Origin of the sequence: Microcoleus sp. K1-B1, assembly GCF_036704705.1 — a bacterium.
Classification (GTDB): domain Bacteria; phylum Cyanobacteriota; class Cyanobacteriia; order Cyanobacteriales; family Microcoleaceae; genus Microcoleus.
The window spans coordinates 82,394-107,064 of the sequence record NZ_JAUBSH010000007.1; the positions used below are offsets into that span (position 1 = coordinate 82,394).

Here is a 24,671-nt window from a genome sequence, read left to right on the forward strand (position 1 = left end):
TCGTAGTTGCGGGAGGGGCAAAAGAAAGAATTTTCCTTTTTCCTAGTTTTGGACGTACAGGTGGAAGGAAGCCGGGTTTTTTTACGAAAATACTTCTGTTGCGATCGGCAGAAATGGTAAAAAACCCCGGTTTCTTTGTGTCAAGAGTGCGTCCGGGACTGTTCTATCTGCCGAATGCTTTCTGCCAGATTACGATCGCTTGTCAACCGCCGCCAGCAAGCGCAGACTTCCGTCTTGAATCTGCACTGCTTTCACCGTTCCCACAGCAACTCTTTGTTGACCGTTAGCCATCGCTACCTCAATCTTAATCTTGGGGTCAGCCTGCAATCCCAGCCGCCCCCAGAGCCACTTGACTTGAGTAGCAGGAAAAGAGCTCACTTCAACATCAGAAAATGGCGAATTAACCCAGCGGCTACCGTCGTAAAAACTCGCTACCTGCACCTGATACCAAACTTGTTCTCCTGCCAATTTTAACTCGTTTTTCGGTTCTGGTTCCAGCCACTCAGCGGGATTGACACTGTTAATTAAAGTAGCAGAACCCATAATTTGACTCTTGTGGTCTTCTAAACTTTCAGCCTGAGAAACTGCTTCCTCAAGTTTGTTGACCAAATTCCGAATTCGACTTCTGGTTTCGCTGTCAGTATCTGATTGCTGGTCGAGCCAATTCATCGCCTCGCGAGTGCCGTCTTGAGACGCTACAATCAGGGCCCCCCAAGCCTTGACATCGGCGTCAGCGGCATTCACTCTCAAGGCGGCGTCGATGCGGTTCCAGATCCGCCCGCCGTCATTTTTGAGGGTTGTGGCTATTTCGTGACTGTTACTCGGATCGGCTTCAAATACTTGCAAAGCTTCGGTCCAGCGGCCGTCGATCAATTCTGCGAGAACTTGTTGACCGGGACTGGCCCAAGATGCGATCGCCTGAGCCCGAGTAATTTTAGCGTGAAATTCGATCGTTTCTAGCTGAGCTTGCGCGACTGCGGGCCAATTTTTGCCGGCTTTCCCCTTCGCCACACGCATAACATTTAATGCTGGAGACCACAGCCCGCTTTTCGCCAGTCGCAGCCCATTTTTGTAAGTCTCGTCATTGAAGGCAATTTCTTCTAAAGAAATCGCCGTTAACTGAACTGGGTTGGGCAAAAATTTGCGCGGGCCAATTTGATAAAGGGTAAATTGTGGCTCTAAACCAACTGTTTGGTCGATCGCCAACTGCGGGTTTTCGCCCTTAACAATTTGCTGCCAATTCGGCGGTTGTCCGGCCGCACTGGCCCACTCCAACAGCGGCATTAAATGATTTTGGCTGGGGTTGTAGCGAACGACTTGTCCGTAGGGAATTTTCTTGTCGCCCTGCTTTAGTTGACCGCTGACATTAAACCAAATGCCGGAGGCGGGGGGCTTTCCGTCAAAGCGCCGCAGTTGTGTTAGGGGTAGCGACTGATTCGAGGCTTGATTGTTATATCTAGAGTCAGCTAAAGAAGCAATGACAAAAGATTCCGCAGGGCCTTCTACGTTCACAGAACTTGCTAACTGAAAATACTGCTCTTTATCGGAACTGCGATCGGGCAACTGTACTCGCTTGTACACCCGAAGTTCGACAATTTGGCGACAAGGGTTTGTGCAAACAGTAGAAGCCTTAACAGTTCTTTCTACCATCACCGGCAAGAGCAAATCGGAAATAGAATTATCGCGGGATTGATCGACGGGAAGAGGCAGGGCTTCTCCGGTTACGAATCCCAATTTGCGGATGCTGGCTTTGATTTGATCGAGAGTTTGGATCGAATCTCTGCTACCTGTAGGCAGGCGCGACCATTCCGGCACAAACTGAGAGATCAACTTGTTGCCATTGGGATCGACAATTAGCTGATAACTCAGCCAAGCGCCGCCTCCCATTAAAGCTGCACAGCCACCCAAGATGCTGAGGGCTGTCAAATTAGCTATCAGTCTTTTCCAGGGATATCTGGCGCGAGTTCGGGGAGTAGGTATTGGACGCTGGGACTCTTGAAGATTTTTGGGGCGTCGGGTTTGGCGCCGGCGTCTTGTCGGAGGAGGAGCAACTTGGCGATTTTCTGGGGGTTTGGCTCGATTTTTTGAGGGGTTAATTTTGTGTTCCATCATGCCATTTTAGAATTTAGATTTTAGAATTTAGAGTTTAAATTTGCAATAGCCGATCGTACTGCCGACCTATGATATCCCAAGTGTATTGGCTTTCAACGAGCGATCGAGCGTTGACAGAGAGCTCCTGTCTTAGCTGCTGATTTTCAAACAAACTGGCGATCGCCTCAACATACTCCTGAACTTTGTTCGCCCGCAAGGCCCTTATCAGTTGTGGGCCGCCATCGACAGCTAAACCCTCCAAACCTCGATCGCTGGCAACCACGGGAGTTCCTGCAGCCATCGCCTCCAAAGTTTTATTTTTAATCCCAAAACCAATCCGCATCGGCACCACACAAACAGCAGCTTGATGCAAATATTCTGCCACCCTTTGTACCCGGCCTACTACTTGAATTCCGGGAAGTTCCCCCAAGGCGAGCACTTCCGGGACTGGCGAAGCCCCTACTAAGGTGAGGGTAGCATCGGGATAGCGCTGCTGCAAAGGTGGCAGTATTTGCAAACTGAGAAACCGCGCCGCGTCAATATTGGGCAAATTGTTCATTGCGCCTGCAAAAATTAAGGTGTGTCCTCCCGGATCGATCGATCGATAGGGAAATTGAGTTAAATCCACGCCGTTAGGAATTACATCGATGGGAGGTACAAAAAAATCTTGTTTTCCTCGCACCCGAACCGGAGGCAACAGTAATTCGAGGAGTTGCTCTCTGTCTGTGGATGTTGTCGCCACAATGCGGGAGAATTTGGAACAGTAGCGTTTTTCGTAGCGGGCGAGTAGGGGTAAATTTAGTCGATCGCGCAGGGGTTTTTCCGAGGTGCCGGTTGCTAACATTTCCCGGCAAGTTCCCCAAACAGAACTGTGAATGTTTGCCACTGTCAGCAGTTTTTGGCGCCATTCTGGACGCACGTAAATCTCGTTAACGCTGTGCTCGCAGGTGACAGCATCGCATTTGTTTGCTGTTACCAATTCGTCTGCCCAATTCTGCATTGCTTGGGAGTAGCTTGAGAGTACGTTGGGAGGCGTCCCGGACAACAAAAATCGACTGAATCTGTGGAATTTTCCTATTATTTCAGAGAACCCCCCCTCAGTCCCCCCCTTATTAAGGTGGGGAGGCAAGAAGCCCTCCTCAAGCCCCTGGTGCAGAGTTAGCTCCTCCTTACTAAGGGGGGGTTGGGGGGGTAGTTGCCGGTTGGGAAAAACTGCTAATTCTGTGACTTGCTGGCGCAATGTGTCGATTTGTGCATCGGTGACATCGGGCGATCGTACAGTGCCGAGAATTACATCATGTCGCCGGCTCAAGTATTGTAATAAATTAAACGTCCTTACCTGAGTTCCTCCGCGGCTGGGTGGATAGGGAAAAGTCGAGGAAAGCATCAAAATCTTCATGGGATGTGAAATAAATAAAGTTGCCGCTTGCGCGATAAAATTGATTGATAAAATCTTTTTAACAATCTTTGCACCTATGGACGAATTATCTGTTAAGGCGCTGCTGGAAGACTTGAAAAAGTCCGACGAAATCGTGCGCGATCGGGCAACTACAGAACTCTGGCGCACTTGGTTTAACCAGAAGGGTGACTATGGGATGCAAATTCTCAGGCGATCGCAAGTTTCGTTAGATGCAGGTGATGTTCACCACGCTTTGGATTTGCTGACGAAACTGATTGCGGAAGCGCCGGATTTTGCGGAAGCTTGGAACCGACGCGCCGTACTTCACTATACCCAAGGAAATTATAAAAAGTCGATCGACGACTGCGAAGTTGTCCTCAAACTGAACCCGGTGCATTTTGGGGCGTTGCACGGTCTGGGTTTGTGCTACGCTGCCTTGGGAGAATACCTAAATGCTATTCAAGCTTTTCGTCGCGCTTTGGAAATTCAACCTTTTGCTTTGGTGAATCAAAAGTTAATTCTCGAATGTACGGCTCGTTTAAATTAAAATACATTGGGCATTGGGCATTGGGCATTGGGCATTGGGCATTGGTGGTTTATTTCCCTGGACTGAAGTGCGAATTTTTTCCACAATCTAAAATTGAAAATAGTCGTAGTGCCTAAAATTAGCGTTTGCATTCCTACTTACAATCGAGTGCATCTGCTGGCTTGTGCGATCGCCAGCGTGCTAGATCAAACTTATACAGATTTTGAATTAATTATCTGTGATGACGGTTCTACTGACAGCACTCCTCTGTTGATGTCGGAATTTGTCGATCGCGGGATTCGCTACATTCGCCACCCGCAGAATATCGGCAAGAGTAATAATATGCGATCGGGCTTTGCGGCAGCAAGGGGCGAGTATTTTATCAAGTTTGACGATGACGATCGCCTGAACCCGCAATTTCTAGAGCGGACATCGGCTATTTTAGATAAAGACCCCAGCATCGATTTTGTCAGTACAGATCACTGGGTGATCGACATTAACAATTATATAGACGAAAACCAGACGAAACTCAATTCCCAGCGGTGGGGGCGCACCGAGTTGTCGGCGGGAATTATTGAAGATTTGCTCTCAGCAGTGTTTCTGAGACAAAGTTTGCAAATAGGGGCTACTTTGTTTCGGCGCCGCGCCCTGGAAGAAGTCGGATTTCTGCGGCCGAATTTACAAAATTGCGAAGATAACGATTTGTTTGTGAGACTTGCGATTGCTGGCAAAAAATGCTATTACTTGCCGGAGCTGTTGATGGAGTATCGAGTTCATGCAGGACAGCAAGGAGTCGATCGGGCAATTCCGTATTTAAGCGATAAATTGTGCTATTTGACCGGCTACGAGTTTGAGTCGGAGAGGTTGGAAACAGTCAGGCTCAAAAGGATTGCCGAAACTCAATTAGCGTTAGGCTTGCGGCTGATTGAGGTGGGTGAAACTCAAAAAGGGCGCCTGATGGTGCGGGCGGGAAAGTCGGTTTCTGCAGCGAAACTGTGGGCGGGTTTGGGATTGTCGTTGCTGCCCGTCGAGTTGCGTCCCAGGGCGTTTGAGTTTGTGCGGGAGTTGATAAAATAACGCTCAATAATAGTTATTACTAATAATCACAATCAAAAAATAATATATATTAATTTTACTTATAGCAAGGAGTGTGGTCTGGCCTTGAGATTTGATCTGATTTGGCTCGATCGAGAACTTGCCGGGATCGTTCCGAGAGTTAGCAAAAAATAAAAATTTGATCGGACACGTTTTACATTAAATTAAGAGATTAAGAAATACTGAAAATTAAGTATTTACGAGTTTGACATCGATCGGGCACAAGTACAGACCTTTCCTTGGGTCTGCCCTGCTTGTGCTATCTGTCAGGCGATTAGGAAAAACTTTTGCCCTGACACTGGGTGAAGGGATCAAAGTCCGCATTGTTAAATTCTGTCTAGTTTATTAATGCACCACTCATGTCAATAACTAATCAGATTCGTTTCAATAATCTCAAGGGCGACATCTTCGGCGGTGTTACGGCTGCCATCGTCTCGCTGCCTCTGGCCCTCGCCTTCGGGGTCGCTTCCGGAGTCGGGCCGATCGGGGGACTGTATGGTGCCATTTGCGTTGGCTTCTTTGCGGCGCTGTTTGGTGGCACCCCAACACTGATTTCTGAACCCACAGGGCCGATGACTGTGGTGATGACTGCGATCGTCGCATCCCTCACCGCCAGCAATCCCGAACAAGGGCTAGCAATGGCGTTTACCGTTGTGATGCTGGCGGGGCTGTTTCAAATCATCTTTGGTATTTTCAAGCTAGGGAAATACATCACCCTGATGCCCTACAGCGTGATTTCCGGCTTTATGTCGGGAATTGGCGTGATTTTGATCATTCTGCAAATTGCACCCTTTCTGGGTCAAGCCCCGCCCAAAGGCGGTGTTTTGGGCACTTTTTTAGCAATTCCGCAGTTGCTAGGGAACATAAATCCGCCGGAAGCAATTCTGGGTGCCTTGACGGTGGCAATTATTTTCCTGATGCCCAAACAGGTGAGGAAAATCGTGCCCCCGCAATTGATAGCGCTGATTGTCGGCACGGTAATTTCCCTAACTGTGTTTCAGGGCGCGGAGATTCGCCGGATTGGGGAAATTCCGGTGGGACTACCCCCCTTGCAATTTCCGACTTTTTCCGCCGGTCAAATCACGGTGATGTTTGTGGATGCGGTGATGCTGGGGATGCTGGGCTGTATCGATACCTTGCTGACGGCGGTGGTGGCGGACAGTCTAACGCGAACCGAGCACAAGTCCGATAAGGAGTTGATCGGTCAAGGGATTGGCAATATCGTGTCGGGGCTCTGCGGTGGCTTACCGGGCGCCGGGGCAACGATGGGAACTGTGGTCAATATCCAAACAGGCGCGACTTCGGCGGTATCGGGTTTAACTCGGGCATTGGTGTTACTGGTGGTGGTTTTGGGGGCGGCGAAGTTAACTGAACCGATTCCGATGGCGGTGTTGGCGGGGATTGCGCTGAAGGTGGGGATTGATATCCTTGACTGGAGTTTCCTGAAACGATCGCACAAAGTGTCTGTTAAGGGTTCCCTGATCATGTACGGGGTGCTGTTTTTGACTGTGTTTGTGGATCTGATTGTGGCGGTGGGTGTGGGCGTCTTTATTGCCAATATCCTGACTATCGAACGGTTGAGTAGTTTGCAGTCTGCAGGAGTGAAGCTGATTTCTGATACGGATGATGAGGTTCTGCTCAGTCAGGAGGAGAAGCAACTCTTGGATCAGGGTAGGGGGCGCGTGTTGCTGTTCTGCTTGAGCGGCCCGATGATTTTTGGGTTGTCAAAAGCGATCTCCCGCGAACACAATGCTATGAAGGATGCGGATGCTTTGGTGATGGATTTGAGTGCTGTGCCCATGCTGGGAGTGACGGCTTCGCTGGCGATCGAAAATGCGATCCGCGATGCCTGCGATAAGGGTTTGCAGGTTTACATCGTCGGTGCCAGCGAGAAAATTCAGCAGCGCTTGCAGAAGTTGGGATTGTTGGATCTGATCGCGCCAGAGCATGTCATGAGCGATCGTACCGCAGCCTTGCGACAAGCGGTCGCTGTGGTTGACAACAAAGGCATCCCCTTGGGAGTGCCGGCGTAAAAAGCCGCGAATTCGCCAAAATAGTATTGGTTTAGCAGGAGTGCCAGTTTCTCCTGCTATTTTTATGGCTCGATCGCCCCTTTCATATCGTTTCCAGTTGCATCGGTATTCTTCAAATGTCCAAACAGTCAGTTCTCCCAAAAGCATAATTTTAGTCAAGAGCCAACAGTCAAAAGTCAACAGTCAACAATCATTTCCCTCGTGCGTGCAGAAATTATCCGATTGATATAGCGGGTAGCCACGGAATATCTGTAACGCCTGAGTCGTAGCCAAGTTGTTTGAGTAGTGTGGTAATTTGCCCTCTATGGTGAGTTTGATGATTGAACATATGTGTCACCAGAACCCAAGTCGGTAGCACGCGGCATTTACCATCTACATTGCTGGTGTACTCAAACGGTTGACTCAACCAGTCAGGATTAAGATGTCTAGACCATTCTATAATTTGCCGATCCATTGTCTCCCGTTCTGCTCTCAAAACCTCAAATTCAGCATAGAGTTCTTGACCGATAACGGTAACAGAAAATGGGTGAAGAGTGAAACGCCCCATCCATGCTTTGTCACCATACAGTAAGTGATTCAAAGTGCCATGAATCGACTTGAAAAAAGCACCCATATCCTGTTTGCGCTGTTCATCAGGAATTGCGGAGCATACAGAATATATCTTTTGGTTCATCCAGCAATTGTACTCGGCCATTAGCTGGTAGTAGCTACCGTCGTACATACTCAAAACTTCACCACCTAGTTTGAACAACTTACATTATACAAATATGTCTTTCACAAGACTCCTGACTCTAATTGGTCTAGATAAATAAATTCAGGAGCTTTAACTCCCGCTTCCTCTCTAATTTTAACCAGTGCAGGCGACTCAAAAAACGCCCTAGCATCTGCGATTGATGTCCACGCGGAGAAATGAACAATTTTGTTGGGTTCACTGTCATACTTCAAGACCTGATAGGAGCGCTCGCCAGCTTCTTTTCGGATGCTTTCAGCATTATCAAATACCTGTTTCCAAGCTTCATAATTTTCTACTTCATGAATAATTAAGACATACGGCATAGTAATCAGCTTCTCGGATAATTTCAAAACTTCAAGGGTTCGGTTTACTCCTCTTTTTCCTCAGCATTTTCCTCTTTAAATCCCAGCCACAAGAGTATTACCTCTTCTACTTCGAGCATTTTCTCGGATGTCAGACTTCCAATTTGCGTAGAAGCTTTGCATGAGGGATTGTAATCATATTTTGTACGTCAAATACTCCTTCTCGGAGGAACTTATTTGTGACTTTCACCTCAAATCTTGAGCCGCGTAGACTTGTTGTATGTGGCACTAGAGTCGCTAATGCCCGGTCTTGATTTAGAGCAGGAATACTCACGATCAAACATGGTCTGACTTTCGCAGTATAACCTAGATCGACTAACCAGATTTCACCACGCTCTGGACTATTCATATACGGATTCTTCCTCATCTAGCTCTAGGAAAAGTCCCTCAGCATTCAGAACTAAATCCTCATCAGATAGGGGAGGAAAGTCTAAATAAACAGTCCGCTTCAAAATTTCCAATACCAAATATAACCGCTCTGAGTCTGTTAATCGCTCAAAGGTATTCAAAAGTTCTTCTACTAAAATAGTCATAGCTTTTTCCCTAGACTTGCTTATAGCATAGCACAGGTTTTAAGTAGACCAACCTCAAAAAACATAACAGCCAGCTCCCCGCAGCACTTTAAGGCTGCGGGGTTCTAACATCGATCGCGCTTTCCACTAAAGTAGTAAACAGTGATCCATCTAAGTTTTTCCTAAATATCGTGTCTATATTTTCCGAAATTCCGACTGTATGGCTGCAAATTTCCCTCGTGGGAGTCTGGCTGGGTTTGATTTTATTGGTAGCTGAGGGGTTAAATCGCTTTACTTCTGTCGATGCTGAGGTATCGCGGAAGATTGTTCACATCGGTACTGGAAATGTGATTTTGCTAGCATGGTGGCTGGAAATACCCGGTTGGGTGGGGATTTCGGCGGGGGTTTTAGCAGGTGCGATCGCCCTAATTTCTTACCAAGTTCCGATTTTGCCCAGTCTTAACAGTATCAACCGGAAGAGTTGGGGAACTTTTTTCTATGCTGTTAGTATCAGCGTTCTTGTAGCTTGGTTTTGGCCGCTGCAACATCAGGAATACGCTGCTTTGGGCATTTTAGTCATGACTTGGGGCGACGGATTGGCTGCTGTCATCGGCCAGAAATACGGCAAACATATTTATCGAGTTTGGGGAATTCAGAAGAGTTGGGAAGGTTCTGCAACTATGTATTTGGTGAGTTTTGCTGTTAGCAGTTTGATTTTGCTGACGGTTCAAGGCAATATTTGGCAAACTTGGGCTGTGTCGGCTGTTGTAGCTTTGGCTGCTGCTACTTTGGAGTCGGTTTCCAAGCTGGGAATTGACAATCTGACTGTGCCGATCGGCAGTGGGGCGATCGCCTTTTTCCTAAATCAATTTTTGATAATTGGTAATGTGTAATCTGAACTTCCCCCCACGGGGGGCGTTGCTGGATACAGGTATGAATTCAAGATTTCGCAATTGCTATAAGCCAAGTATGGTGAGTTTTGTAACATCAAGCGAAAAAGTAATTCATACCGTGAATCAGCAACACCATTATCAATTGTCTAAGTTCCGTTAAAGCAGCCGACGTGCTTGTAAAATTTGTTGTTGCCATTGCTCGAAAGCGGGGATTTTTGAGCGATCGTCTGTTGGAAACATCGCCCTGATTTGCTCCATCAGCTCGATCGCCAGCGGTACGCCAAGCTGCAATTGTTCCAACACATCCCGCTGAGCAAAAACGGTTTCCGGTGTTCCTTCTAAAATCAATTTTCCTCGATCCATTACAAACACCCAATCAGCCCAGCGGTAGATGAAATCGAGGTCGTGACTTGCTAAAAGAATTGTGGTTCCAGCGCTGTGAATTTGTTGGAGTAAACCGATCAGTTGTCGGGTGTGACGCGGATCGAGATAAGCGGTAGGTTCATCTAGCAGCAGCAGTTTGGGCTTGAGAACCATGATATCGGCGATGGAAACCCGCTTTTTCTGGCCCAAACTGAGATTGTGAATTGGTTCGCGGGCGAGTTCGCTTAGATCGAATTGCTCGATCGCCTGCTGCACCTGTTGAGCAATTTCGGATTCTCTCAAGCCTAAATTGTACAATCCATAGGAGATATCTTCTTCTACCGTCGAAGCTACTAATTGATGTTCGGGATTTTGAAAGACGAGTCCGATTTGTTGGCGCAGTTGCATCAAAGATTTGCGATCGTAGCGAAAGGGTTCACCTTGCCAGCTAATGATTCCCTGTTGCGGTTGATATAAGCCATTTGCTAACAGAAAAAATGTTGTTTTCCCACAGCCATTTTGACCGATTAGCCCGCACCGTTTCCCGGCGGGAACTTTGAGATTTAAACCCTGAATTGCCACTCGCGAACCGCAGGGATAGGAGTAGGAAGTGCGATCGAATTCGAGAATCCATTCAGACATATTTTTTATTTTTTATAACCTTGTTCCCAGGCTCTGCCTGGGAATAAATACCCGGAGGCTATGCCTCCAATTACCGATTACCGATGAATGATTACCAATTACCGATTACCGATTTCCATTGTATAGCAATCCTTGCAGGAGTCGTAAACTTTTGACCCCACCCCAACCCTCCCCTTATCAAGGGGAGGGAGTAAGAAATTAACAAATGATTTAGAGTTGCTATATTTGTGTCAGCCTCGATCAGATTTTGACAACTGCCAAAGTTGCATTTCATAACAGAGATGTTGCTCAAAAAGTTGACCCGCCTCCAATCCTTCAACCACCAGCTTCTTGAACCAGCGACGAAATATCCAGCGCAGGAATTTGTGGACGGGGGGAACAGTGATTGCAATCAAATCTGCAACATAGATCATTGTATTTAGTCCATATCGGCGGAAAGTATCGACATACAAATCGATTGTTGGCAAAATATGGGCGGAAATATCCTCAGTTTTTACTAAAATGAATCCAGCCTGCTTTAATGCTGCATGAAGTTCCGTAACAACATGACAATTAGAGAACATTCCCTCTTTATAATTAGCATCAGATCGCAGCATATCAGCCAACAAAACGTAACCGCCCTGATTGAGGATTTTGGCGGCACCGTTAGCAATATCAACAGCCGACATATACTGGCTACTTTCGCTAAAGAGAATAAGATCGTAGAAATGGGTTGCTTTGAAGTCTTCAAACCTCGTGAGGTGGAAAATTGCCCGATCGCCCGTACACTTAAGAAATCGCTGTTGTTGGAACGGATCGGGTGCGAGCCCTTCGACTGCAAAACCTCGATCGAGCAAATAAGCCGCATTTCCACCAATCCCGCAGCCCACATCGAGTATCGTATGAGTGCCTTTGGGGATTGCATCCAACAGTTTTACAGTATAAGCTTGCTGAGCGAGGCGCAATCGTGCGATCGTTAGTTCGTCAGCGGGCACAGGTAGGGTTTCCCAATAGCCGTAGTGAAGGTAGGGCGAATCTGTCAGGCCCAAATAGTAATTAAGCGCTGCATTTTGGTAGCGAGTTACCTTGGAAATTTCGATTGATTTTGGCTGCGGCATTCGGAAAATTTAGTAAGTTTTAGGATTTAGGGCAGAATTGAAATTCTTCCCAGCGCTTGCATACTTGTTCATAGCACTCAACAGGAGAAATTGCCAACTTTTGCAACAAATTGATATCAATCTGACCGTTTGCGATCGACAAAAATATAATGGCTGCCTTGGGTTCGTAGCTATCAATGATTTGCAGCAGATTGGAAACAGTATTTTCCTCTATTTCTAGTTGTTGCAAATAAGCAGTTGCGTACAATTGGGAAACAAATTCCAGATCGTACTTGATAGTATCTACGCTCCAATTCACAGAACCGTTAATGGGAGTATTGATTTTGCAAGCAACCAAGCCTCGTCCTCGATGCAAAAAGCCATTCCAAGCAGTATGTCCGATCGGCAAAATATTCTGGTGAATAAACAAGTTTTGCCAGTAGCCAAAACTACCCTGCCAAACACTATCTTCAATTCGCATTTCTTTTCCATTAAAATAATATACGCTTCAGAACACAGATCGAATTACATCAGCGTTCATCTGTGTTCATCTGCTGATATCTGCGGTTGAAAAACCCCAATCCAATAATAAAAAAAATAATAAACTCACCATCACCCATACCTCGCAGATGAAAAACATGATTGTAAACAAATCGGCGGGCATCCTGACTCAGAGATGCAATAATCTCATTACAGTTGCGGGACAGCGCCGGATTCGCACCGAACTTTCCCCCTTACGTCTGATGGCTGTTCTCCATCAGAGCCGATCGATATACGGGGATATTACCACTATTTGGGATATTTGACAAAAAAGCGTCCGCCTATTCACCAAACTCAATATTTTCATACAAATCGGCCAGCGAAATTTCCACAGCAACAGATGTTAAACTCAGCCGATCGCCCATACAGCTATATTCCGAAAAAATCCACTTATTCGCATCAGTTTTAGAATATTGCTCGACCTGTAGCCGATATTGGTCGATTAATAAATACTCCTGAAAACTAGGAATACTGCGATAGGCAGCAAACTTTTCATCGCGGTCATAAGCTTTGGTACCTTTAGACAGCACCTCAGCAATTAGCAGCGGATTAGTAATTGTATCCGTCCGTCCAGATTGCAGCTCGATCGGGCGCGCTACCACCATCACATCCGGGTAAGTATAATTATTAAGCTGCGGAACCCAAAGCCGCTGATCCGATGCAAAAATACTGTAAGGTTTACCCTTAAGACTCACCCTCAAAATAGCATTTAAGATGCTCGTAATTTCATTGTGATCCGGTGTGCCGCCAGCCATCAGAACAATCTCCCCATTGATAAATTCATGCCGATCCTGAGAATTGATTTCCAATTCTAGATATTCCTCAGCGGTGTAGGTTTTGGTTTCAACTTGCGCGATCATACACAACGCTCTCCTTTAATCTACTCATTTCATTTTATCTTAAAAATTTGCCTTATTCAACAGAAAAGTAGATTTGAATCATGCTAAGAAACAGGCAAGATGCCTGTTCCACAAAGAGGGAATTTTTTTGTGGGGCGTGAGTTTGGCATCAAGAACAGGCAAGATGCCTGTTCCACAAAGATTGAATTTTGTTGTGGGGAGTAGGGGTTGGGCCGAAGAGCCCGCCCGTGCGATCGCACTTAACAAACTTACCGCAGCGGGACAAAGTTATAGCCAGTGCTTCCTCCTTGTTTAACTTGCACTAAAATCGGCTTACCAGCCCGATCGCCCGTGGGCAAAAACTTCACATCCTCGCTTGATCCTGCTGCCGAAAAACTTGCATTTCTGAGTGCTTGTTGCAATCCTTCCCGCGTATTGCTTTGCCGCAAGCCAGCGATCACAGCTTGAGTCGCATCAAAACTCGTTGCTGTTCGCCAATTCACAATGCCTCCCCAACGCTGGCGGGCATTTTCTGGGAAACGGCTACCAGGATTAGTGTCAGGATGCCAGGGAACGGGCAAAACAAGCCCGTCAACGTCTTTTTGTCCGTCTTTTAATGTTTGAAAGGTGTAGAGCGTAGTGCTGCCGTAGAGTGGCAATTTGCCTCGATTGCTGCGAGCCAGAGAAATCGCACGGTCAATGCGATCGATGTGGGGTGCTACCATCAATCCTTGTGCACCTTTGCTGACAGCATCGGCCAGGGCACTTTCGGGATTAAAAGAGGGTAATGAAAAGTCGCAAACAGTGGGAACTAATTTGCCTCCAGCAGCAGTAAGAGATGCCACAAATTCATCTTTAAATGATATGTTATCCGGTGCTTGGGAGTCATAACAAACGGCAATATTAGTTTGGCGTTCTGTTTTAACTATATATTCTGCTAAGGGAGCAGCCATTAAGCTAATATTGGGTACTGTCCGAAAGATGTAGCTGCCAAATCCTGATAGATTATTGGCAAAACTCGTCGGTGTCACCATTACCAGTTTTTCTTGCTGATAGATCGGAGCAGCTTCGAGAGATGCGTTGCTAGCATTGTGTCCAATTACGGCTAGTATACTCGGATCTTTTGTCAATGTCCTTGCAACTTCTCTGACAACCTCTTGACTGTTGTCATCGTTGACAATTTCTACTTGCAGTTTTGCGCCATTGATGCCACCGCTATTATTGACTTCATCTTGAGCTTGGGCCACACCTCGGAGCATTTCTTGGGCGACATTGGGGTTACTACCAATGGGGACGCTGACAGCAATTTTCAAGGAAGAACCATTGCTTGCTGTGGCATTATTCAAATAGATAATGGTTTCCGGGTCGTTGCGATTTTGTTGCAGCGATTTCTGAAAATATTGGGCGGCAGCTTGGTAATTTCCCTCACCAAAAGCTTGAACTCCTGCTTGTTTGTCAGGTGTTGCGTAGGATGTCAGCAATATCTGATTTCCTAAACTGATACGATTGGCGATCGCTCCGAGTGCGATCGTTGCCGGTGTAGATGTAGATGTCGATTTCGATGGAGGTGTATCTGAATTTTTGGCTTTCAATAAACCGGGAAGGAACTTGTATGCGCCAAACCCAATTAAGCCGATGGCAATAATAAAAACAATGGGCGGCGGGCTGTTTTTTTTGTTAGTATCTTGATACATATTTTTTTCGCGGTATTTTGATACTGTAATTATTCATTCAACTACTGTTCACGTCAATTCATATAATTCATTAATTAAGTTCATAAAAGTCATATTTGTAATAGCTGTTGCAGGAAGTACGATCGCCCTGATTCAAATCCGGCCCGCTAAACTAACGAGAATAGGAGAATTATCAACAATAGTCCTGGACGCGCGGTTTTCTGAAACCGGGTTTTTTGCCCAGAAGACGCGCTAGAGCCCACATATTCTGTAAAAACCCCGGTTTCTGGCCCCCATTGACTGGTTCCTAGGCTCTACCTGGGAACCGATTTCCAGAGGCTCTGCCTCGCGTGGCCAAGGGGAAATTGGAGGCAGAGCCTCCGGTTCTGCCTTACCAGGCAGAGCCTGGGAACGAGTAATTTAATGTTGAAATAGCACGTTTAACAAAGTTAAAACTGTACACCCAAACAAAGCTTCAAATATATATCTTCGCGAAGGTTTGTAAGGGTAAGAATTCCAAACTTGCAGTTTTCCATTAAAGCCGCGCGACGCTAAACTCAACGAAACTTGACGGTAGTTTTCCAAAGTTCGCTGAAGCAATTGCCCGATTAAAATGCTTAAACTCTGCATTCCCCGCTTCCAAGTGCGATAGCCACAGCGCGAGTTTTGTGCTATCCAAAGTTCATCGGCGATCGCCAATAAGCTAAAAATAAACCGATACATTAGTAATAGCAGTTCTGTGACTAACTCTGGACAGCGTAATTGTCTGAGAATTTGCAAGATTTCGGTAAATGGAACCGTCAAGAGGATGAAATACATACAGCTTGTCGATGCGAAGGCGCGGGCAAATAGCAAGCTCACTTGGTATATTCCAGTGCGGCTCACATACAGATAAAAAGTGCCGATGCTAATGCCCCAACCTTGCCAAATATCCCACCCAATTGCAGGGATACGATCGCCCGCAACCGCACCCATCGCCAAAGCAGGCAAACTTGTCAGCAAAAACATCAACGGTAGCGACAGCAACCGCAAATACAGTTTCCCCGGAATACCCGCATAGACGACGATCCAGACGGCTAACCAAAGGGCGATCGACAATTGGACGATCGCCCCAGAAACTAGAGACAGAATTAAAAGGGCGATCGCAAAAGATAACTTGTGAGCTGGCGGCAACCCGCGCAAGCGATTGGTATAAGCCAGACTATCAATCTGATGGTTCATTCCGACGATTTATGATCAGACTGCTGCCGAGATTGCGATCGGCCTTTATACAACCCAATGACGTACCCAACTACGCCAGCCCCGATCGCCGCTTGAGACGCAAACAATAGACTGGAAATTTCGCTGCTAGCCGGCTCAAACAAGTGATTAAACCAAGGTTTATAACCCGGTTGAATTTCCGTAATTGCTTTCTTAGCTTGGTCATCGGCACCGCCGTATTCACCCCGCACAAAAACGAGAGGAAACGCTGCCAGAACAATCACAGCGCCAGCCAATAGTAAATTTTGCCGCGAAGTAGATTGGTGATTTTTTGTAGTTTTTTGACTCACGGGTTATGACTCCTGTCTCAATAATTTCAAAGTTTCCAACTCAGGCTTCCCGTAAGAATGCAGCCAATTCCAAACCAATAGAGTCAGCAATCCCTCACTAATAGCCAGAGGTACTTGAGTGATAGCAAAGATGCCAGCAAACTTGAGAAACGAAGCCATAAAACCGCCGCTTGCTGCGGGAAAAGCTAACGCTAATTGAATCGAAGTCGTTACATAAGTCAGCAAATCTGCCAAAGCCGCCGCACAAAAAATTGCCGCCCGCTGGCTACCAGTTCGCAACAGCAATTGATAGATAAAATAGGCAGCGAAAGGGCCGACAATCGCCATCGAAAACATATTCGCTCCCAGCGTTGTCAAGCCACCATGCGCTAACAGTAACGTTTGAAACAGCAGAACTAAAGCCCCCAGTACCGCCATCACCGAAGGGCCGAACAAAATTGCACCCAAACCAGTACCCGTCGGGTGAGAACAACTGCCCGTTACCGAAGGAATTTTTAAAGCAGAAAGCACAAAAGTAAACGCACCCGCCAAAGCCAGCAATAGTTTAAGTTCCGGGTGTTCTTTTGTAATCCGAGTAATCGATCGCAAACCTACTGCAAAAAAAGGCAACGCCACCATCCACCAAAAAGCCGCCCATTGCACCGGCAAAAAACCTTCCGAAATGTGCATAGCTGCGGCGGGCGTTGCCGAACCCAGGACAATATAACAACTCAAGCCAGCCATCAATCCCAAGCTGACCAATTTCCGATTTCTGGCCTTCACGCTGAACCTCGCAGATGAGACTATGTAAACTAACACATCGGCGGGCATCCTGACTCAGAAAGCGACAAGACTCTCATTACAGTTGCGGGACAGCGCCGGACTTGCACCGAACTTTCCCCGTTTCCTCTAACGGCTGCTCCCCATTAGAACCGACTGGTTAGACATAGTTTAGTCGATCGCGTAAGTCTCAGCAAATCTTTTACAAAAATTCATTCAGATTAACTAAGTCAAAATTACCTATCATCTTCTCTTCTATTCTCTTCCTTCGCGTCTTCGCGGTTCGTTCAATAAATACTATTGCTAAACAAATCAACGGTATAATATTAGTGAGTTTTGAGGAAAGCCGCCATGTTAGATTACAAATTTCCGAGGCACTGGCCCTCAGCCGATGAACTACCAGACTCAGATGAAACGCCTGTGGATAACGAACTGCAAGAACTAATACCAGGGTTGTTAAAAGCAATATTGCTCATACTTTGGGCAGAACGCATGGATTGGTTTTTTGGCATAGATATGGGTATCTATTATCACCCCGACAAACCTGTCATTGTCCCAGATGCTTTCTTAAGTTTAGGTGTAGAAAGGTTTTATGATGAAGAATTGCGTCCCAGTTACGTGCTGTGGGATGAAAATGTTCTGCCGACTTTTGTGCTGGAAGTAGTTTCCCCAACTTATCGCAAAGAATACACCACAAAGTTGGAGGAATATCAAGCTTTAGGCGTACTTTATTACGTCATTTATTCTTCCCGCCGCCGCCGTAAACCCCGTTTAGAAGTACATAAGTTAGTCAATGGGAAGTACGAGTTACAGCCAGGACATCCTGTTTGGATGCCTGAAATTGGTTTGGGGATTGGTTGTGAAAGGGGAAGTTATTCTGGGGTGACAAGGGAGTGGTTGTATTGGTATGATGCCGATGGAAAACGTTATCTGACTCCTGAAGAACAGGTGAAAGAATCAGCGCAGCGCGCCCAACAGGAATCGCAGCGCGCCCAACAGGAATCGCAGCGCGCCCAACAGGAATCGCAGCGCGCCGATGGATTGGCCCAACGTTCCGATCGACTAGCTCAGCGATTGCGGGAGTTGGGGATAGATCCTGATAATCTCACCTGATGGCAATCAAGAGTACCTCAGTGTTGTACTCTAGACGCTCAGAAACCGGGTTTTTCAACCGAGATAGATCGTCCTCAACGGAGGATTTTCTGGAAAAAACCCGGTTGCTGCCTCCAGAAAAGTGTGAATATTTATCGCAAAAATCAGGAAAGATCGAGCTAGATTTGGGAAAAACAGAGAGTTGGACGGCAAACATTGAGATGCAGCTCGAAAACATGAAAATCAACAGAGGTTATTAAATAATGGTCATGAATCTGCGTTCTTACGATATCATCTGTTTTGGTGATGAAGTTCCAGGAGTTCTAGCTGTTATCTCTGCATCCAGAGAATATCTTCGCCGAACAAAGCGTTATCCGCGAATTCTACTGATGTCGAAAGCAAGCTTGCAAGAAGGAATTGGCGGGCATTTGGTAAGAGGCGGTCTTGCTTATTTAGATAGAAGTCAGATTAGTGAAGAACTTCAACAATCTTTAAAGTTAGATACCTTTGGTTCACCGGCGACAATCTATAAAGAATTCTTACAAAAATCCGGCGTTAAAGCAATTGCACTCGACCCCCGCAAAGCCAGTGCAGCGCTGAAAGAAATGCTGGTAAAAGCTGGGGCAGATCTCCTCAGCAAAGTAGAAATTCAATCAGTCAGTAAAGAAGGTCAAAAAATAGCCAGTATAACCACCTCTCAAGGCGTAGTTTATGCCGGCAAGCAATTTATTGATGCCACTGTCAATGCCGAATTAGCTCAAGCTGCCGGTGTGAGAAAGCTGAAGGGATTTGAAACATTTGGTCTGCCTAACTCAGAACTTCCAGTCACCCTCGTTTTTGAAACCCAAGGACTCAGTGCAAGAGCACTGAAAGAACTCGATTACACTTATCTAAAACGCTTCACAAACCGGGCCGATTCAGAGAGTCAAAAATTTTTGCTGTACGCTGCCGACAAGGATGCCCAACTAGCAGAAGAACTCCGGCGGGAAATGAGGGACACTAAAGGCAATCTCAAAACTCTGTGGGCGGGTAACGATTACATCGATGTTCGCTCGCCGGCTCTATCTGTAGCTTACCACTCCTTTAGAGGAAGAAAACTATCTTTTTCTGAAACCGGCATAATTTTAGATGAGGGAAATATAGCAATACTTCCCAATGACAGACTTTCGTGGAATGCGCTTTTATTTGCAGTCACCGCCAGCGAAGCGGAAGCCTTAGCTAGAAGCGGGAGCAAACCCACGGCTAATATGCAAAGAGAGATGTTATTTATTACAACTTGGCTGAAGAGTTTGGGGGCTACTTCTGTTACTTCTGCCTCAGAACTTTATATCAGACACGCTGGCAATGTGACGGGAGTTGTAGAACCTTTAACTGGTGCACAAATGCTGTTAGGTGGCGTACCTGCGAATGAAGCCCTGGCAACATTTAGCTATCATTTTGATGTACGCGGAGGCATCCAGGGTATTCGCGATCAAGCAACTCGTCTAGGATGGTTTAAAAGTCTGAGTTTTAAACACCCTATCTTGAATATTGGCATCCGCCACGCATTAATTAAAAACGTTCCTAACCTGGCAGTGGTCAGTCCCTGTTCTGGATTTGAAGGGTTTGCTTGTTCTGTCGGCAGAATTGTGGAATTCAACGCTGCAGTTGGTCAAGGTGTGGGTATCGCTGCGGTTAATGCCATTCTAAATAACAAAAATCTAGCCGATGTATCTAACCGAGAAGTGAGACAAGTTCTCGCTGAAACAGGTCAGTTACCTAAAATTTTTGGAGTTCCAAATAATAGTGATGCCATGCTATTGGCGCAATTCGAGACTCTTGCCAGTTCGGATGCTATTGCGTAATATTCATTCCGGCTGCACTCCTCATGATTGTTGAGTGTTGACTGTTGATTGTTGACTGTTGACTGTTGGCTGTTGACTAAAATTATGCTTTCGGGACAACGGACTGTTTGGATATTTGAACAAATACCGCTGCAACCGGAAACGATATAATAGCACTTTCAATAAACAATGCAATAGTAAGTTGGGCAGGGGGAATGAAACTCAAGCCAAAAGTTTTTAGCAAAAAATGAGGGAATTGCTATTAGTATTATGCCACATCGAATGACAACCATTAAGTTGGTTTGTAGTGAGGAATTTCATCCTCATACAATTCTGAGCACTTCCGTCGTCACTACAAACCTATAACGGTGATTTTACCGGAAATTATATAATACCTCGATCGCCTGCAACGAATTATTGTGCTGCGCGGCACTAACCGGTGAAACAACTTTTCAACTGGAGACTTCGCTTGATTTTTCCAGCTTGGTTTCCCGCACAAACAAGAAAAGCGGGAAAGCACATGAAAACGAAACAAGCAAACCCAGAATTATGTACAGCCCTACAAAACTTATATCCAATCGTTTTGACTCAGCGTACATCCAAGTGCTTCCTGCTACAGTTGCGATAAACAAATCTAAGCTTACCGATTTCGCAGCAAGATTAGCCGAACTCTCGTTTACAAAGTCCAGCAAGCCAGCATTGCTAAAAAACTGCAAGTTATAGTACCAAGGCAGCACAAGCCCCAGAATTGCTAGGATGAGATAAATGATTCGCTTAACGCTCATAATTACCTTACCTGTTCGTTGATTAACTGTATTAGCCTACTCGCTAACAACAAATCCTTACTTCTTCTGTGGGCACTTCGGATGAATCCCCCCCTGCAAACAAATGTAAGCAATTTGACTTTTATCTAAATTCTTAGCCTCCGCAAAATCAACTCCTAGGAATCTACCGGATTTACTACCAGTCGGATTTTGAATAAATTGATCCGAAGCTGCCTTCCCTAGAAACACAGCGCCTTTAAAATCGGCTCCCGCTAAATTCGCGCCTCTAAAATCAACCGAACTCACCTCTGCATTCCTAAAATTCGCATCTTGCAACTGAGCATCTTTTAAATTCACGTTGGCGAGTTTAGTCGAAGTCAAATTTGCCTTTTGTAAGTTTGCGCCACTCAAATCAGCACCAGATAAATCAGCACCTTGCCATTCCGATTTAGACAAATTTGTCAAGGACAACTGAGCGCCTTGAGCCTTCACTTTGCCCAAACGCGCACCTGACAAATCTGCTCGCGACAAATTCGCGCTTCCTATATCTGCTCCGGTAAAACGGGCATTTTTTAACAGTGCTTCCTGTAAATTTGCTCCAATTAAAATAGCACTGCTGAAATTAGCTGAATTCAAATTGCCCTTTGACAAATTAGCTTTGTTCATGACAGCGCGCACAAAATTAGTCCCGTTCATTACAGCACTGTTCAAAGACGCCCCGACCAAATTTACTCCTTCCAAATTAGCGCCGCTCAAGTCAGAAATCCAATCGTCAAATGTACCCGGACGCCTGTCTTCGCCGGTGCCGTAAAAGCGAGTTCCCTGCAAGCTGGCATTGGTTAAATTGGCATTTCTCAACTTAATTCCCGACAAGTCAACTTTGTTTAAAACTAAAGTAAACTGAGATGGGCCGGCGGGACTTTGAGCTAAATCCGTGCGGCTCAGATCGGCGCCGTTGAGTTGGCTGCTATACACTGTGAGAATTTTGCCGATCGCCCTTTGTACTGTTCGCTGGCGGGCGGCCGCTAACTCGCGTTCCGGGGCCTTGCCGCCAAACCGCAGGGAATCGAGGTCGTTGCTGAGGGCCTGATTCAACCGCTGCAACTCAGGCAAAGCTTTCGGCCCGCTACTGACTAAAGCTTGCTGGATCGCGTCCAGCATGGCGCGGTTGTCTTCTTGAGCTAGCAAATCCGCTAGCAAGGGTACGGCGCGGGAGTCTTCCACCGCCCCCAAAGCCAAAATAGCCGATCGCCTGCCGGATGCCCCGCTAGCCGATGTGGGAGACAATTTGCTAACTAAAGCTACAAATAATTCGTCGTTCCGCTGCCGGGAATCCCGCATATTTGCTTGACTTTGAGTGTAGATGAGAGTGCCAACAAACAAAGTTAAAATCAATCCCGCGCTGCCGACGGTAACTATCACTAGAGTTGTGCCTGGGTGTTGGCGCATCCAATTCCACAAACTGGCATTTGCTTTCAGGCCGCTTTGTGGAGTCACAACCAAAGCCGCAATCTGCGCGTCTTCCTCAGTCCAATCTGGACTCTTGACAGGATTGTCAGATAGTTGATTCGATCGAGCGTTGACCACCAAAGTATTGGCGAGGCGATCGTGTCCGGATTGGCGTTTGTAGCGCAATGCCAAAGCGCCGTCTGCGAGCACTGCCAAGCCGCTGAGCCCCCCTAAAATCAGCAAATCTGGAAACGCACCGCTCAAGCGCCAAATGCCGTAAGCGACGCCCAGAGGCACTCCCCAGCGCCCCAAACTTTCGCGAATTAGCACTTGCCCAAAACCCGGAGGAGTACCCGACGCTGTGACAACTTTGACCCCGAACCAGCGTTTGGGGATAGTTTGACCGGTTCGGGCGAGCAAAAACAGTTGCCACCCCGCTAAAACTGCCGGTGCCAGCAGTGCCCCTGACCAGAATAGATTAGTTAGGTGTGCGACTCTGGGGCTGCGATCGCGCATCGGTATGCCCAAAGTACGGGCGACGGTTTCGGATGCTGCTGCTACTGAGGAATTGAGTGGCGCTGTTTGATCTTCCTGGTTGACCAATGCCCCGATACTGAAGGGAACAAGGGCGCTGGCCGCAATTAACGAAATTTCCACTGCCCAAGCGCCGCACCTGCGAACCAGCAGTGGCATTTGCTTGGATTGTGTTTGCCAAGACGGATCGGGTTGATTGATGCCGCTGGGCGCGGTGGGGTTAGCCATATTTAAAAATTCCTATTATTTGTCGTTAGTATTTGAGGACTGGGGCGAAATTGCCAATTTATACGCTATGTAGATTAGCACTCCGAGAACGGCAAGAGTCATCAGGGCCGAAATTAGCTGTACGATGCTATTGAAGACTGTCAGGACAATTATCGCTCCGACGGCAAAGGCTGCCACCTGCCCCGGTTTGGGGAGTCTTTGAAACTTGTCCAGTAATTGATTGTATAAGGTTCCGACGGCTTGATAGCTGTCTGAATTTTGTGTGATGAGTGGCGATCGTTCTACTTTAGCTTTTAGTTCTCCGAACGCTTGCTGCCAATTGAAGTTATTTTGAGGATTCATAAAAAAATTCGGAAGTTATTTTCGATTAATGTGTTTGGAACCGCCATTATCCCCTACCGTCAAAGAACTATAACCAAATGCCATTGTGTGAGGAAACATGAAGATCAATTATCCGGGCGATCGCGGCAAACTGTGGTTTAGCTCGATCGTGACCGTAGCCTTGGCAATGATTTTAGCGGATGCCGGTGCTATTCGGAGCCAACCGCTACAAATTGCTCCGGGATTTCCCGAACCGCTGGGAGTTTCTGGAGTTTCCGGCGGCCCGAACAATAGCGGCGACTGCGGTTTTGTGTCCCAAGCACCGAACCACGTCATCGAAGTAACGCAGGATTTACCTTACTGGCGGATTGCAGTACAAACCGCTGGAGCTCCGAGTTTGATGATTCAGGGGCCGAGGGGGCGTTTCTGCGTCCTGCCGGCGAATGCTGCTGCGGGGAATGTAGAATTTTCCGGTTATGGGGACAAGGGAACTTATGTTATTTTTGTGGGCGATCGATCTCAAGGTCAACACCCTTACTCTCTCTCTATTTCCCAAAAGCGCAATTAACAATACAACGGGATTAGGAGGCTTGCTGTCATAAACTGGGCTTTTTGGCGATCGTAAATAAGCTGGAATTCTGACAGCAAGTGCGGGGAATAGGGATTTCATATCAATTTTGTATTTGGTCTTTAACCCACTTGCGAAACAATCTGAGAGTTTGACTCGTGCCCGCTGTTTGACTTTGTTCGCAATATTGAGAAATAGCTTCAATAATTGGCAGATTGGGAAAAGTCGGACTAATTTCCGATTCAACATATTTCCCATCTTGAAGCACATTAATCTGAAGCTTTTTATATTCATAGCGCCAGATTTCAGGTACTCCCAAAGCTTCGTAAGCATCGAGTTGAGTTTTGGAAGTTAGATCGACTTCAATTGCTAAGTCAGGCGGCGGATCTACAGTTAAGTCTATCCGCTTTTTGCCAATCATTAGAGCGTGATTCTGAATGTAAAAGCAGTTGTCAGGTTCAATTCCTTGTAACATACTTTTTCTCTTAAAAGTCGTAGAACCAAAACATTCTCGATCAATTTCAAGTTCTTCGAGTAATATTTTCACCATATCGCCAATGATTTCCTTATTGAATTCATGTTCTGGTAGTGGCATCCTAATCTCCAAAGTTCCTTGACTGTAAGCTATTCTAGAGCCACGGTGTTCTCCCAACTCTTCTAAAATTGCTTCAAATTCCTGCCAGTTGACATCATTAAACAGCACTCTATGTCCTGGGGGTACACTGATTTGCCTTAATTGCAGCGATACCATTTCAACCTCCGATTTATTTTTTAAGTTTATTATCAATACTCCGGACAGTTTTTGA

Annotated in this window: 25 protein-coding genes and 2 riboswitches; of the genes, 7 read left to right on the forward strand and 18 right to left on the reverse strand. The window is 46.4% G+C overall.

Annotation, left to right across the window (positions count from 1 at the left end; genetic code table 11):
- Positions 1-189: 189 nt before the first annotated feature.
- Positions 190-2,112, reverse strand: a complete 1,923-nt coding sequence (locus tag QUA83_RS04140) for a hypothetical protein (RefSeq protein ID WP_333291713.1) — start codon at positions 2,110-2,112, stop codon at positions 190-192.
- A gap of 34 nt (positions 2,113-2,146) precedes the next feature.
- The gene (locus tag QUA83_RS04145) at positions 2,147-3,490 is read right to left on the reverse strand and encodes a glycosyltransferase family 4 protein (protein ID WP_333291715.1); all 1,344 of its coding nucleotides are present in this window, start codon (positions 3,488-3,490) and stop codon (positions 2,147-2,149) included.
- A gap of 76 nt (positions 3,491-3,566) precedes the next feature.
- Here QUA83_RS04145 and QUA83_RS04150 point away from each other — a divergent pair, with 76 nt between their 5' ends.
- From QUA83_RS04150 to bicA, 3 genes are all read left to right on the forward strand, one after another.
- Positions 3,567-4,037, forward strand: coding sequence for a tetratricopeptide repeat protein (locus QUA83_RS04150; protein ID WP_333291717.1), 471 nt, complete (start codon positions 3,567-3,569; stop codon positions 4,035-4,037).
- Positions 4,038-4,145: 108 nt separating this feature from the next.
- Positions 4,146-5,093 (forward strand): glycosyltransferase, encoded by a 948-nt coding sequence (locus tag QUA83_RS04155; RefSeq protein ID WP_333291719.1) that lies wholly within the window; start codon positions 4,146-4,148, stop codon positions 5,091-5,093.
- A gap of 377 nt (positions 5,094-5,470) precedes the next feature.
- Positions 5,471-7,144 (forward strand): bicarbonate transporter BicA, encoded by a 1,674-nt coding sequence (gene bicA / locus QUA83_RS04160; protein WP_333291721.1) that lies wholly within the window; start codon positions 5,471-5,473, stop codon positions 7,142-7,144.
- Between the two features lie 214 nt (positions 7,145-7,358).
- On the opposite strand, the gene QUA83_RS04165 is transcribed toward bicA, so the two are convergent.
- The 4 genes from QUA83_RS04165 to QUA83_RS04180 form a co-directional block, all read right to left on the reverse strand.
- Positions 7,359-7,865, reverse strand: coding sequence for a DinB family protein (locus QUA83_RS04165; protein ID WP_333291723.1), 507 nt, complete (start codon positions 7,863-7,865; stop codon positions 7,359-7,361).
- Positions 7,866-7,918: 53 nt separating this feature from the next.
- A complete protein-coding gene (locus QUA83_RS04170) occupies positions 7,919-8,200 on the reverse strand; it encodes an antibiotic biosynthesis monooxygenase (RefSeq protein WP_333291724.1) in 282 nt (93 codons plus the stop codon).
- Between the two features lie 130 nt (positions 8,201-8,330).
- Complete coding sequence (locus tag QUA83_RS04175) at positions 8,331-8,606, reverse strand: type II toxin-antitoxin system PemK/MazF family toxin (RefSeq protein WP_333291726.1); 276 nt, start codon at positions 8,604-8,606, stop codon at positions 8,331-8,333.
- Positions 8,581-8,772 (reverse strand): hypothetical protein, encoded by a 192-nt coding sequence (locus QUA83_RS04180; protein WP_333291728.1) that lies wholly within the window; start codon positions 8,770-8,772, stop codon positions 8,581-8,583. Before QUA83_RS04180 ends, QUA83_RS04175 begins: the two co-directional genes overlap by 26 nt.
- Positions 8,773-8,942: 170 nt before the next feature.
- Between QUA83_RS04180 and QUA83_RS04185 the strand changes: the two genes are divergently transcribed.
- A complete protein-coding gene (locus QUA83_RS04185; RefSeq protein ID WP_333291729.1) occupies positions 8,943-9,644 on the forward strand; it encodes a diacylglycerol/polyprenol kinase family protein in 702 nt (233 codons plus the stop codon).
- Between the two features lie 156 nt (positions 9,645-9,800).
- Here the strand turns inward: QUA83_RS04185 and QUA83_RS04190 are convergent, their stop codons facing one another.
- From QUA83_RS04190 to QUA83_RS04225, 8 genes are all read right to left on the reverse strand, one after another.
- The gene (locus QUA83_RS04190; RefSeq protein ID WP_333291731.1) at positions 9,801-10,649 is read right to left on the reverse strand and encodes an ABC transporter ATP-binding protein; all 849 of its coding nucleotides are present in this window, start codon (positions 10,647-10,649) and stop codon (positions 9,801-9,803) included.
- A gap of 230 nt (positions 10,650-10,879) precedes the next feature.
- Entirely contained in the window at positions 10,880-11,746 is an 867-nt protein-coding gene (locus QUA83_RS04195; protein WP_333291733.1) for a methyltransferase domain-containing protein, read from the reverse strand.
- Between the two features lie 19 nt (positions 11,747-11,765).
- Positions 11,766-12,206 (reverse strand): hypothetical protein, encoded by a 441-nt coding sequence (locus QUA83_RS04200; RefSeq protein WP_333291734.1) that lies wholly within the window; start codon positions 12,204-12,206, stop codon positions 11,766-11,768.
- A 157-nt stretch (positions 12,207-12,363) separates the two neighbouring features.
- Positions 12,364-12,508: riboswitch (cobalamin riboswitch) on the reverse strand.
- Positions 12,509-12,546: 38 nt separating this feature from the next.
- Complete coding sequence (locus QUA83_RS04205; RefSeq protein ID WP_333226727.1) at positions 12,547-13,125, reverse strand: Uma2 family endonuclease; 579 nt, start codon at positions 13,123-13,125, stop codon at positions 12,547-12,549.
- Between the two features lie 248 nt (positions 13,126-13,373).
- Positions 13,374-14,798 (reverse strand): ABC transporter substrate-binding protein, encoded by a 1,425-nt coding sequence (locus QUA83_RS04210; protein ID WP_333291736.1) that lies wholly within the window; start codon positions 14,796-14,798, stop codon positions 13,374-13,376.
- Positions 14,799-15,197: 399 nt separating this feature from the next.
- Positions 15,198-15,998 carry a cobalt ECF transporter T component CbiQ gene (gene cbiQ, locus QUA83_RS04215; RefSeq protein ID WP_333291738.1) on the reverse strand — a complete coding sequence of 267 codons (801 nt, stop codon included), beginning with the start codon at positions 15,996-15,998 and terminating at the stop codon, positions 15,198-15,200.
- Complete coding sequence (locus QUA83_RS04220; RefSeq protein WP_333291740.1) at positions 15,995-16,327, reverse strand: energy-coupling factor ABC transporter substrate-binding protein; 333 nt, start codon at positions 16,325-16,327, stop codon at positions 15,995-15,997. Before QUA83_RS04220 ends, cbiQ begins: the two co-directional genes overlap by 4 nt.
- Before the next feature lie 3 nt (positions 16,328-16,330).
- Positions 16,331-17,050 (reverse strand): energy-coupling factor ABC transporter permease, encoded by a 720-nt coding sequence (locus tag QUA83_RS04225; protein ID WP_333047166.1) that lies wholly within the window; start codon positions 17,048-17,050, stop codon positions 16,331-16,333.
- A 61-nt stretch (positions 17,051-17,111) separates the two neighbouring features.
- Positions 17,112-17,258: riboswitch (cobalamin riboswitch) on the reverse strand.
- Between the two features lie 179 nt (positions 17,259-17,437).
- On the opposite strand from QUA83_RS04225, the gene QUA83_RS04230 reads away from it, so the two are divergent.
- Entirely contained in the window at positions 17,438-18,199 is a 762-nt protein-coding gene (locus QUA83_RS04230; RefSeq protein ID WP_333291742.1) for a Uma2 family endonuclease, read from the forward strand.
- A gap of 248 nt (positions 18,200-18,447) precedes the next feature.
- The gene (locus QUA83_RS04235) at positions 18,448-20,022 is read left to right on the forward strand and encodes an FAD-dependent oxidoreductase (protein WP_333291743.1); all 1,575 of its coding nucleotides are present in this window, start codon (positions 18,448-18,450) and stop codon (positions 20,020-20,022) included.
- 431 nt (positions 20,023-20,453) lie between these two features.
- Here QUA83_RS04235 and QUA83_RS04240 read toward each other — a convergent pair whose 3' ends face one another.
- From QUA83_RS04240 to QUA83_RS04250, 3 genes are read right to left on the reverse strand one after another with little or no spacing between them, the layout of a single operon-like run.
- On the reverse strand, positions 20,454-20,786 hold the full coding sequence (locus QUA83_RS04240; RefSeq protein WP_333291745.1) for a DUF2834 domain-containing protein: 333 nt from the start codon (positions 20,784-20,786) through the stop codon (positions 20,454-20,456).
- Positions 20,787-20,843: 57 nt separating this feature from the next.
- On the reverse strand, positions 20,844-22,976 hold the full coding sequence (locus QUA83_RS04245; protein ID WP_333291746.1) for a pentapeptide repeat-containing protein: 2,133 nt from the start codon (positions 22,974-22,976) through the stop codon (positions 20,844-20,846).
- Positions 22,977-22,991: 15 nt separating this feature from the next.
- Positions 22,992-23,318, reverse strand: a complete 327-nt coding sequence (locus QUA83_RS04250) for a hypothetical protein (RefSeq protein ID WP_333291748.1) — start codon at positions 23,316-23,318, stop codon at positions 22,992-22,994.
- A 97-nt stretch (positions 23,319-23,415) separates the two neighbouring features.
- On the opposite strand from QUA83_RS04250, the gene QUA83_RS04255 reads away from it, so the two are divergent.
- On the forward strand, positions 23,416-23,865 hold the full coding sequence (locus QUA83_RS04255) for a hypothetical protein (RefSeq protein ID WP_333291750.1): 450 nt from the start codon (positions 23,416-23,418) through the stop codon (positions 23,863-23,865).
- A gap of 103 nt (positions 23,866-23,968) precedes the next feature.
- Here the strand turns inward: QUA83_RS04255 and QUA83_RS04260 are convergent, their stop codons facing one another.
- Complete coding sequence (locus tag QUA83_RS04260; RefSeq protein ID WP_333291752.1) at positions 23,969-24,616, reverse strand: Uma2 family endonuclease; 648 nt, start codon at positions 24,614-24,616, stop codon at positions 23,969-23,971.
- Between the last annotated feature and the right edge of the window lie 55 nt (positions 24,617-24,671).

Coding starts and splice junctions, on each gene's coding strand:
- QUA83_RS04190 (WP_333291731.1), bottom strand. CDS start 10,649: ATGTCTGAATGGATTCTCGAATTCGATCGCACTTCCTACTCCTATCCC.
- QUA83_RS04150 (WP_333291717.1), top strand. CDS start 3,567: ATGGACGAATTATCTGTTAAGGCGCTGCTGGAAGACTTGAAAAAGTCC.
- bicA (WP_333291721.1), top strand. CDS start 5,471: ATGTCAATAACTAATCAGATTCGTTTCAATAATCTCAAGGGCGACATC.
- QUA83_RS04180 (WP_333291728.1), bottom strand. CDS start 8,772: ATGACTATTTTAGTAGAAGAACTTTTGAATACCTTTGAGCGATTAACA.
- QUA83_RS04225 (WP_333047166.1), bottom strand. CDS start 17,050: ATGGCTGGCTTGAGTTGTTATATTGTCCTGGGTTCGGCAACGCCCGCC.
- QUA83_RS04200 (WP_333291734.1), bottom strand. CDS start 12,206: ATGCGAATTGAAGATAGTGTTTGGCAGGGTAGTTTTGGCTACTGGCAA.
- QUA83_RS04165 (WP_333291723.1), bottom strand. CDS start 7,865: ATGTACGACGGTAGCTACTACCAGCTAATGGCCGAGTACAATTGCTGG.
- QUA83_RS04260 (WP_333291752.1), bottom strand. CDS start 24,616: ATGGTATCGCTGCAATTAAGGCAAATCAGTGTACCCCCAGGACATAGA.
- QUA83_RS04140 (WP_333291713.1), bottom strand. CDS start 2,112: ATGATGGAACACAAAATTAACCCCTCAAAAAATCGAGCCAAACCCCCA.
- QUA83_RS04175 (WP_333291726.1), bottom strand. CDS start 8,606: ATGAGGAAGAATCCGTATATGAATAGTCCAGAGCGTGGTGAAATCTGG.
- QUA83_RS04210 (WP_333291736.1), bottom strand. CDS start 14,798: ATGTATCAAGATACTAACAAAAAAAACAGCCCGCCGCCCATTGTTTTT.
- QUA83_RS04255 (WP_333291750.1), top strand. CDS start 23,416: ATGAAGATCAATTATCCGGGCGATCGCGGCAAACTGTGGTTTAGCTCG.
- QUA83_RS04230 (WP_333291742.1), top strand. CDS start 17,438: ATGTTAGATTACAAATTTCCGAGGCACTGGCCCTCAGCCGATGAACTA.
- QUA83_RS04145 (WP_333291715.1), bottom strand. CDS start 3,490: ATGAAGATTTTGATGCTTTCCTCGACTTTTCCCTATCCACCCAGCCGC.
- QUA83_RS04250 (WP_333291748.1), bottom strand. CDS start 23,318: ATGAATCCTCAAAATAACTTCAATTGGCAGCAAGCGTTCGGAGAACTA.
- QUA83_RS04195 (WP_333291733.1), bottom strand. CDS start 11,746: ATGCCGCAGCCAAAATCAATCGAAATTTCCAAGGTAACTCGCTACCAA.
- cbiQ (WP_333291738.1), bottom strand. CDS start 15,998: ATGAACCATCAGATTGATAGTCTGGCTTATACCAATCGCTTGCGCGGG.
- QUA83_RS04245 (WP_333291746.1), bottom strand. CDS start 22,976: ATGGCTAACCCCACCGCGCCCAGCGGCATCAATCAACCCGATCCGTCT.
- QUA83_RS04240 (WP_333291745.1), bottom strand. CDS start 20,786: ATGAGCGTTAAGCGAATCATTTATCTCATCCTAGCAATTCTGGGGCTT.
- QUA83_RS04170 (WP_333291724.1), bottom strand. CDS start 8,200: ATGCCGTATGTCTTAATTATTCATGAAGTAGAAAATTATGAAGCTTGG.
- QUA83_RS04205 (WP_333226727.1), bottom strand. CDS start 13,125: ATGATCGCGCAAGTTGAAACCAAAACCTACACCGCTGAGGAATATCTA.
- QUA83_RS04235 (WP_333291743.1), top strand. CDS start 18,448: ATGAATCTGCGTTCTTACGATATCATCTGTTTTGGTGATGAAGTTCCA.